General features: G+C 51.6%; 6 protein-coding genes and 1 tRNA gene. 6 read left to right on the top strand and 1 reads right to left on the bottom strand.

The features are described from left to right. The 6 genes from ACQY18_RS05815 to ACQY18_RS05790 all read left to right on the top strand — a co-directional run. Positions 1-3,927 (top strand): SDR family NAD(P)-dependent oxidoreductase (locus ACQY18_RS05815; protein ID WP_428039189.1); only part of this gene is annotated, 3,927 nt, incomplete at its 5' end. Positions 3,928-3,939: 12 nt separating this feature from the next. Further along, a complete protein-coding gene (locus tag ACQY18_RS05810; protein ID WP_176777107.1) occupies positions 3,940-4,563 on the top strand; it encodes a 4'-phosphopantetheinyl transferase superfamily protein in 624 nt (207 codons plus the stop codon). 52 nt (positions 4,564-4,615) lie between these two features. Then, positions 4,616-6,220, top strand: coding sequence for an acyl-CoA carboxylase subunit beta (locus ACQY18_RS05805; protein WP_428039188.1), 1,605 nt, complete (start codon positions 4,616-4,618; stop codon positions 6,218-6,220). A gap of 80 nt (positions 6,221-6,300) precedes the next feature. After that, the gene (locus ACQY18_RS05800; RefSeq protein ID WP_176777105.1) at positions 6,301-6,807 is read left to right on the top strand and encodes a hypothetical protein; all 507 of its coding nucleotides are present in this window, start codon (positions 6,301-6,303) and stop codon (positions 6,805-6,807) included. 340 nt (positions 6,808-7,147) lie between these two features. Continuing rightward, positions 7,148-8,401 (top strand): sigma-70 family RNA polymerase sigma factor, encoded by a 1,254-nt coding sequence (locus tag ACQY18_RS05795; protein ID WP_428039187.1) that lies wholly within the window; start codon positions 7,148-7,150, stop codon positions 8,399-8,401. 9 nt (positions 8,402-8,410) lie between these two features. After that, a tRNA-Arg gene (locus ACQY18_RS05790) sits at positions 8,411-8,484 on the top strand. Positions 8,485-8,875: 391 nt separating this feature from the next. Here the strand turns inward: ACQY18_RS05790 and ACQY18_RS05785 are convergent. After that, positions 8,876-9,113, bottom strand: a 238-nt coding sequence (locus ACQY18_RS05785; RefSeq protein WP_428039186.1) for a hypothetical protein, incomplete at its 5' end; no start/stop codon positions are given.

The raw sequence follows: 9,113 nt of genomic DNA, 5'->3' as shown, positions 1-9,113 counted from the left end.
CCTGCGGCCCAAGTGGCCCCTGCGGCTCCTAAAGCGGCGGTTTCGTTGAACGAAGAAGATGTGAAAAAGAACATCTTAAATATCGTTTCCGAAAAGACCGGCTATCCGCAAGATATGTTGGATTTAGATTTGGATATGGAAGCCGATTTGGGTATTGATACCGTCAAACAAGCCGAACTGTTTGCCATTATGCGCGAAACGTACCATATCGCCAAACAAGAAGGCGTGCAGTTGAAAGACTACCCGACCATTCGCTCCATTATTAAGTACGCCATGGCTAACGCCAATACGGAAAACGGCGCGGCCCCTGTTCAGGCGGCGGCCCCGGTGGCGCAAGTAGCTCCGGCGGTGGAAACCGTAGCGGCTCCTGCGGCCCAACCTGCCCCGGTGGCGGAAGTTGCCCCGGTGGCAAAGCCGGCTCAAGCGGCTCCGTCTTTGAATGAAGAAGACGTGACGAAAAATGTCCGCGCGATTATTGCCGAAAAGACCGGCTATCCGGAAGATATGCTGGATTTGGACTTGGATATGGAAGCCGATTTGGGTATTGATACCGTTAAACAAGCCGAACTGTTTGCCATTATGCGCGAAACGTATAACATTGCCAAACAAGAAGGCGTGCAGTTGAAAGACTACCCGACCATCCGCTCCATTATTAAATACGCCATGACGAACGCCAACACGGCGGACGGCGCGGCTCAAGCGGCCCCTGTGCAAGCGGCGGCCCCGGTGGCTCAAGTAGCCCCGGCGGTGGAAACCGTAGCAGCTCCGGCTCCTGTGGCCCAAGTTGCCCCTGTGGCGGCTCCGGCGGCTCAGCCTGCGCCTAAAGCGGCGGCGGGCAAACTGGACCCGGCCCAAGTGAGTGATGAAATTGTGGCTATGGTGGCCGAAAAGACCGGCTATCCGAAAGATATGTTGGATTTGGATTTGGATATGGAAGCCGATTTGGGCATTGACACCGTCAAACAAGCCGAACTGTTTGCCGCTATGCGTGAACATTACGGTATTGCCCAGCAGGAAGGCATCCAGCTGAAAGATTATCCTACTATCCGCCATTGCATTAACTTTGTGCTTAATTCCGTAAACAATGCGGCTCCTGCGGCTCAACCCGCGGCGGCCCCGGCGGCGCAAGTAGCCCCGGCGGTGGAAACCGTAGCGGCTCCGGCTCCTGCGGCCCAACCGGCCCCGGCGGAACAAACGCCTGCGCAAGTTGCTAAACCGGCGTTTGTCAGCAAGCCGACGGCGGAACATATCGGCAAACCGGCCGACGATGCGTTGACGACCAACCCGACTGCGCCCATTGAGCGCCATGAATCTTTGGCGGAACGCCCCGAAGCCCCCGGCTACAAGGGTGAACACTGCCACGAAAAGAAACTGCGCTATGTGACCATGGTGGCGGATGCTCCGCTGACGGAACGCGAAAACCGCCGTTTATCCAAGGACCGCACGGTACTCATTTTTGCCGATAATTCCGCACTGATTAAAGCCTATCAGGAAGAATTCAAAGAACTGGGCGTTAAAACGCATGTGTTTACTACGCTTAAAACCCGCAGCAAAAACACCACCATTGTAAATTGGGAATCTTACGAAGAAACCGAAAAGCAGTTAAAAGAATACGCGGCGGAAGACCCCAACATCCAAGGTATTGTGTATCTGCTGGGTGCTACCGTTAAAAAGTTTGATAAAAAAGTAAGCCCGCATAACGAACTGACCAAATACGTCATGCCGTTGTTTATTGCGTTGCGCGTGTTTGAAAAAGGTTTGTCTAACCGTACGGATGCGGATACTTTCTTTGCGGTCAACACCAAAATTGACGGTAATTTCGGCTATACCACTAAGGACGAATTTAACCCCATTGTGGGCGCCCTTACCGGCGGTACTACCTGCTACCGCAAAGACGTGTACGAACGCACGGGTGCTATTTCTAAATTAATGGACTTTGAACCCGAAACCACGCCGGACGAAATGGCCCAAATGACCATGGACGAAGTACTCCATGGGGATATGCGCCTGATGATTGGTATGCGCCAAAAAGTGCGCTCCACCATTCTGTCCGTGCCGATGCGTTTGGACCGCAGTGTCAAGCATTTTGACCTTGCCGGTAAAACCATTATCTTTACGGGTTCCGGCCGCGGGATTGGGGCCATGCTCGCGCAAAAAATTGCCGCGCAGTACCACAGCAAAATCATCATCTTGGATATTATTGAAATCCAAGAAAAGACCCCCGTGTGGGCCACGATGAACGAAGCCGAACTGGCCGCGCTCAAAAAACAAATGTGGGAAGAAATGCGCGCGGACCACACCCAAAAAGCTACCCCGGTTATGTTGGAACGCGCTTTCGGGCGTGTGAAAGATTCCGTCACGCTGTACAACAATATGCAAAAACTGCGTGATTTGGGTAGCGAAGTGGAATACTACCACTGCGACGTGATGAACTCCTCCATGATGAAAGAAGTTTGCACCAAAATCAAGGCTAAAAACAGCCGCGTGGACGGGTTGATTCACTTTGCGGGGTTGGAACGCTCCAAACTGATTTACGATAAAGACCCCATGGAATACTACCGCATTTTTGACGTGAAGGCCACCAGCTTTGCTTCCTTCTTAGCCAACAATGTGGTAAAAGATAAAGGCTTCTTTGCTTTTGCTTCTTCCATTGCGGGTAAATACGGCAACTTAGGCCAGAGCGACTACGCCAGCGCCAACGACTATTTGGCTAAATCGGCCCTGTCGCTTTCCAATCAAGGCTACCGCGCCATCAGCATTGCCATGAGTGCTTACAAAAATGTAGGTATGGGCGTGCGTGCCGGCGTGGAAACCTTCCTGCGCTCCAACGGGGTGGACTTTGTAGACCCCGAAGACGGTATGCAGATTTTCTTGGACGAAATCGTCTACGGCCGCGTGCCGGAAATTGTGTTGACCGGCTCTTTGGGCCGCTTGGATTGGGACCATCAGTTGTTGTTTGAAATGGACGAAATCGGTGCGGACCAAAAGTTCGGCAGTGATTCTTCCGATAACGGTTCTGACGACGGTTCGCAAAACGGCGGGGGGCAAACTCCCGCCGCCGAACCGGCCGCCGCTAAAGATGCCACCCACTTTTTGGGCAACGTGCAAAAAATGGAAGCGGGGCATGAACTGCGCGGAGAAAAAGAATTTAACTTGAAAGCGGACCCGTATTTGGCGGACCACGCCATTGAAGGCACGCCGTATGTGCCGGGCGTCATGGGCATTGAAACCTTTATGGAAACCGCCAACGCCTTAATGGGCAAAGCGCCGCAAGGGTTGGAAGATGTGCATTTCTTCCTGCCTATTAAACTGTTGCGCAACCGCCCGCAGGCTGTTCGTATTATCGGCACGTCCGACGGCACGCAAGCCACTATGGAAATTGAGTCCGATTTTATCAACAGCAAAGGCGTTAAAATGGGCAACACCCGCCGCCACTTTACGGCCAAGACGTTAAACGCTTTTACCTCTACTTGGGACGAAGTGAAAAATGAGATTCATTTGGACGTAAACGCCGCGCCGGTGGTGACGAAGGAAGAAATTTACAAAAAATACTTCCACGGCCCCAGCTTTCAGGTATTGGGCGGCATTTTGCGCGTAAACGAAAAAGAATCTTTAGCCGTTTACCACACCACGCCCAAACCCCAATGGCCGGAAGCCAAAACCTTGTTGGCCAACCCCATGCTTATTGAGGCGGCTTTCCAGTGCTGTGGTTTCCAGGATATGTCCGTAGCCAACAAAATGACGTTGCCGGACGGCATTAAAGAAGTGGCCGTTTTCAAGCGTGAAGTCCCGCCGCAAACGCTGTATTTGTACGGCGTGAACAAAGGGCTCACGGCCGACGGCAAAACCCTGCATGATGCCTATGTGTTTGATGAAAAAGGCAATGTGTGGGTAGAAATCCACGGGTATCAGGCCATTGGCCAATAACCCCGGGGTTTCATGTTGTATCAAGTAAAGTTTGTTGATTTATCCAGTCTGCCCCCGGCCGACCGTGTTTTGAGCGAAAAGGAGTTGGCGTTTTTCCAAACGTTAAAATTCCCCAAGCGCAGAACCGAATGGCTCGGGGGCAGACTTGCGTTAAAAACATTGGCGGCACAAGCGGCGCGGGTGTCTTTAACGCAAGTGGAAGTCCTCCCGCAAGAAACCAGCGGCAAACCGCAGCTTTTGGTGCGGGGGGAAAGCGCTACATGGGCGTACAGCATTACGCATAGCCACGGTTGGGCGGCGGCGGCCATCAGCCAAGAGTGCCGCTTTTTGGGGATTGATTTAGAAAAAATCCAGCACCGTATCAGCGCGTGGGCGGAAGATTTTTTCCACCCGCAAGAGCTTACGGCCATGGATGACGCTTTTTTAACCGCTTTATGGACCCGCAAAGAAGCCGTGGTAAAACTGTTGGGCACCGGGCTGACCTTAAACAGCTTTGATTTGCGCTGTGCGGGCCAACAGATTGCTTTTTACGGCAAAGCCTTGCAGGTGTACCAACGTTTAGGCGCGCCGCAAATCACCCTGCAAACACACGAAGAACCCGCCGGATTTATGTTCTCCGCCGCGTATGCGCGCTGATACAACGCCGCAGATTTGGTAAAATATATACATAACAGCTTTTGGAGGGCACATGATTGAACTATTTGAAGACCCCAGAGAGGATAAAAAATCAGACCGGCCCGCTCCGGCCAGTTTGGTTAAATTCCGCCAGATTTCTCAAGACGCGCTGAAAGGTGCGGGCGAAGCCCGTATCAAAGCCCAAAAAGATAAGGGCAAGTTTACCGCGCGGGAACGTATTTCTTATTTGTTGGACCAGGACAGCTTTTTTGAAATCCGCAGTTTAATGGAAAGCTCCTGCAGTGATTTTGGTGTAAAAGACAAACACATCAAGGGCGACGGCGTAATTACCGGTTTTGGCCGCATTAACGGGCGCGAAGTAGCCGTTTACGCGCAGGATTTTACGCAGTTGGGCGGCTCGTTGGGGCTGGCGCACGCGCGCAAAATTGCCGATTTAATGGACCGCGCCTTGGAAGCCAAAGTGCCGGTTATCGGCCTGTTGGATTCCGGCGGTGCCCGTATTCAGGAAGGGGTGGACAGCTTAAACGGTTATGGCGAAATTTTCTACCGCAACGTCAAAGCCTCGGGCGTAATCCCGCAGATTTCCGTTATTTTAGGGCCGTGCGCGGGCGGCGCGGTATATTCCCCGGCGCTGACCGATTTTATTTTTATGGTGGAAGGCATTAGCCACATGTTCGTCACGGGGCCGAGCGTGGTAAAAGCGGCCACCGGCGAAGAAGTGGATTTTGACACGTTGGGCGGCTCCCACCCGCATAGCGAAAAAAGCGGCGTGTGCCAATTTGTAGCCAAGTCCGAGCAGGACTGCTTCCGCCAAGTGCGCGAACTGCTTACTTTCCTGCCCCAAAACTGCTATGAAAAAGCCCCGTTGGAATCTACGTCCGATGTTATGGACCGCCCGGTACACGTGTTGGAACGCGTGTGCGAAATGGACCCCAAAAAGGCGTTTCGTATTCATCATGTTATTTGGCGGTTGGCGGACGACTTCGGCTTTTTTGAAATCCACCAGAATTTTGCCAAAAACGTCGTCACCGGGTTTATCCGCATGGGCGGCGAAGTAGTGGGCGTGGTAGCCAACAACCCGGCCTGTTTGGGCGGCGCGTTGGATTGCGACGCCAGCGACAAAGCGGCCCGCTTTATCCGCTTCTTAAATGCGTTTAATATCCCGCTGTTGACGTTGGTGGACATCGGTGGTTATTTGCCCGGCGTACAGCAGGAACACGGCGGCATTATCCGTCATGGGGCCAAACTGCTTTATGCGTATTCGGAAGCGTCTATCCCCAAAGTGACGCTCGTTTTGCGCAAAGCGTACGGCGGCGCGTATATTGCCATGGGCTCCAAGTATTTGCGCGGGGATTTCAACTTTGCGTTCCCCAGTGCGGAAATTGCCGTTATGGGCCCGCGCGGCGCGGTGGAAATTTTGTATTCGCGCGATTTGAAAGCGGAAACCGACCCGCAGAAAAAAGAGCTTTTGAAGGAAAAACTGACCACGGAATATTCCAACAAGTTTGCCTCTCCGTATCAGGCGGCCTCCAACGGCTCTATTGACGAGATTATTGAACCGGCGGAAGCGCGCGGAAAAATTATCCGCGCTTTCCAGGTGTTGCGCCACAAACGCACTCCGTCCAAAAATCCGTTAAAAGGCAATATCCCGCTGTAAGCCGCCACGCGGCCGATTTGCAAACAGGGCTCCCCAAGGGCCCTGTTTTTGTATGCGGAAAATAGGTTATAATATTCAATATGAAAATACATACTTTATTAGCTGTATTAGGGTTTTGCGTGTGCGTGGGCGGGTGTGCCGGGCGCGCCGCCTTAAAACCGCAGGAAGAACTTGCCAAAGCGCAAGAGGCCGCCACCCTGTTGGAAGAAGTTTCGGCCCGGATGCACCGTTATTATCACAATACGGACAAGGTACTTTTTGAAACCTCCGCCGAGCATGTGCTGGATTTAATTGATATGCAACTGCCCGGCTATGCGTTTGCCGGTTCGGATGCGTATACGATGGATTATATTTTAAGCCTGAATATGCAAACGGATAGCGGCAATTTGGTGGGGGGAACCACCGCTACTTTGTGGCGCAGAAACCCTCAAAAAACGGCTCAAGGCGCGGCGGCGGAATTGTATTCTTTGGGGATTCAAACCGTACACCAACCGCACATTGTGTATAAATACTGTCACCCGGCCAGCGCCGTCGGGCGCCAAGTGTGCGACGCCTTAAAAGCACGCGGATTTGAATATAAAGAGTAAATTTTAAGCGCTCCCAAAAAGGCCCCATAAAAAGGGGTCTTTTTTTATGGGGTTTTCCCGGCAGACCTTGTAGCGCTAAAAAAGAAGATTTTGCTTTTGGGGTGTAAAATAATAAAACAGCCGGAAAGCGCGCTAACCGCCCGCAGGAGCCGCGTAAATTCAAACGGCATAAAAGGGGGTTGCTATGCGTAAATAGCGCGCCCAATGCCCCATAAGCGCGCTGCTTCCGGGCCTTACAAAAACAAAACAATCCGGCAAATTAGGGTTTTGCAAAAAAAGTGGGGCCCCTTTTTACGTTTTTATTTTGAGCCTTACGCCAAAGTATGATATGATTTAATATATGGAAAACGAATCTCTGGATAGCGTAAACGAATATTTCAAGCATTTGGGCCAAGTGACCCAAGAGCTGAACCGCGAAGAAATTGCCGCGTTGTGGAAACGCATTAAACAAGGCGATAAAGAAGCCAAAAATAAAATGATGGAATTAAATTTGCGGCTGGTTATCCCCACGGCAAAACGCTTCCAGCGCCCCGGTATGGATTTAATGGACTTGATAGAAGAAGGCAATTTGGGCCTTTTGCAAGCCATTGATAAATTTGAGCCGGAAAAAGGCTACCGTTTTTCCACCTATGCCGTGTATTGGATTGAGCAGTACATCCGCAAATATATAGAGGAACAATCCGGCTCTATCAAAATACCGTCGCACGCGTGGGGGAATTTGAAAAAGTGGTTCCGCGCGTGGAACAACTTAAAAGAGGCCAACGGGCGGGACCCGTCCTTGAACGAAATGGCCCAAGAGCTTAATTTAACGGCGCGGCAGGTTAAGTCCATCATGGACACTTTAAGCGCGGCCAAAGGGGTGGATTCTTTAACATCTTTGGTGCATGACGAAGAAGAACTGACTTTGGAAGATATGATTTCCGACGACGGCAAAGGCAACCCGCATGATGTGTTTTTGCAAACGGAAAACCAGGAAACTATCAAAAAAAGTATGGAACTTTTGAACCCGCGCGATAGAGAAATTTTAATTATGCGCTATGGCCTGGCGGATAACGAGCCCAAAACTTTGGGCGAAGTAGCCGAAAAACTGGGCCTGTCGCGCGAGCGGGTGCGCCAAATAGAGGAGCGCGCCGTAATGACGTTGCGCCGTGCGGCCCAAAAAGCGGGCATTTTGGAAATGAACGCAACGGATTTCCGCACGCGCAAACTGCATAGCGCCATGCACACGCACCACCAAAAAACCAATATTTTGGGCGAAGTAATTGACCGCAGCCCCTTGGCGCGGCTGATTAGAAAGCGCATGGCCGAGGCCGCCCGCGCCGCCCAACAAAAAAGTGCGCCACTTAAAAAATCCGCTCCGGCTAAAAAGACCGGCGCGCCGGCACAAAAAGGCGCGGCAAGCACTTCGGCTAAAAAGGCCAGCGCGCAGGGCTCCAAAAAACAAGCAAGCACTGCGGCGGTAAAAAACAAATCCGCCCGCGCCGCCGGAAAAGCAACGGCCCCCAAAGCCGTTAAGCCCGCCCCAAAAAGCGGTGCAAAAAAAGCCGTTAAAAAGGCGGCCAAAAAGCCGGCCCAAAAGACACTTAAAAAGTAAACCCTTTACGCCCCCGTAGCTCAAATGGATAGAGCGGCTCCGTCCTAAGGAGAAGGTTGCGAGTTCAACTCCCGCCGGGGGTATTTCTTCCTAATTTCTTTCATTTCGTTGTTGTTCCTCCGGTCGGATACCTCCGCGCTGGCGCGCGTGTGCCCACGGTATCCCTCCCGTCGTCACGCCTAGAACTGAAAAAAATTAGTTTGAAAACCCATTCGCGGTTGTAATGTTGCAAAAACTGCACTTAAAAGTATTTTGTGTGGCGTGAAAATTAATTCTCCCGCCGGGGGTATTTCTTCCTAATTTTTTCCATTTCGTTGTTGTTCCTCCGGTCGGATACCTCCGCGCTGGCGCGCGTGTGCCCACGGTATCCCTCCCGTCGTCACGCCTAGAACTGAAAAAAATTAGTTTGAAAACCCATTCGCGGTTGTAATGTTGCAAAAACTGCACTTAAAAGTATTTTGTGTGGCGTGAAAATTAATTCTCCCGCCGGGGGTATTTCTTCCTAATTTCTTTCATTTCGTTGTTGTTCCTCCGGTCGGATACCTCCGCGCTAGCGCGCGTGTGCCCACGGTATTCCTCAAAAGCCCATAGTTTCCAACGAAAATAAGACCAAAAACGGCAAAAAGCGGGCCGGAATTGCGTGTTTACTGCAAAAAGAGAAAAGGATAAGGGAAGAAAAACAAGCGCTTGCAATCCAAGATATTCTATAAAT

The sequence above is a fragment of the Candidatus Avelusimicrobium faecicola genome (assembly GCA_900540405.1).
GTDB classification, from domain to species: domain Bacteria; phylum Elusimicrobiota; class Elusimicrobia; order Elusimicrobiales; family Elusimicrobiaceae; genus Avelusimicrobium; species Avelusimicrobium faecicola.
Note: the sequence above shows the minus strand (reverse complement) of the source record. Positions and strands in the feature narration are given on the sequence as shown.

Coding starts and splice junctions, on each gene's coding strand:
- ACQY18_RS05795 (WP_428039187.1), top strand. CDS start 7,148: ATGGAAAACGAATCTCTGGATAGCGTAAACGAATATTTCAAGCATTTG.
- ACQY18_RS05805 (WP_428039188.1), top strand. CDS start 4,616: ATGATTGAACTATTTGAAGACCCCAGAGAGGATAAAAAATCAGACCGG.
- ACQY18_RS05810 (WP_176777107.1), top strand. CDS start 3,940: ATGTTGTATCAAGTAAAGTTTGTTGATTTATCCAGTCTGCCCCCGGCC.
- ACQY18_RS05800 (WP_176777105.1), top strand. CDS start 6,301: ATGAAAATACATACTTTATTAGCTGTATTAGGGTTTTGCGTGTGCGTG.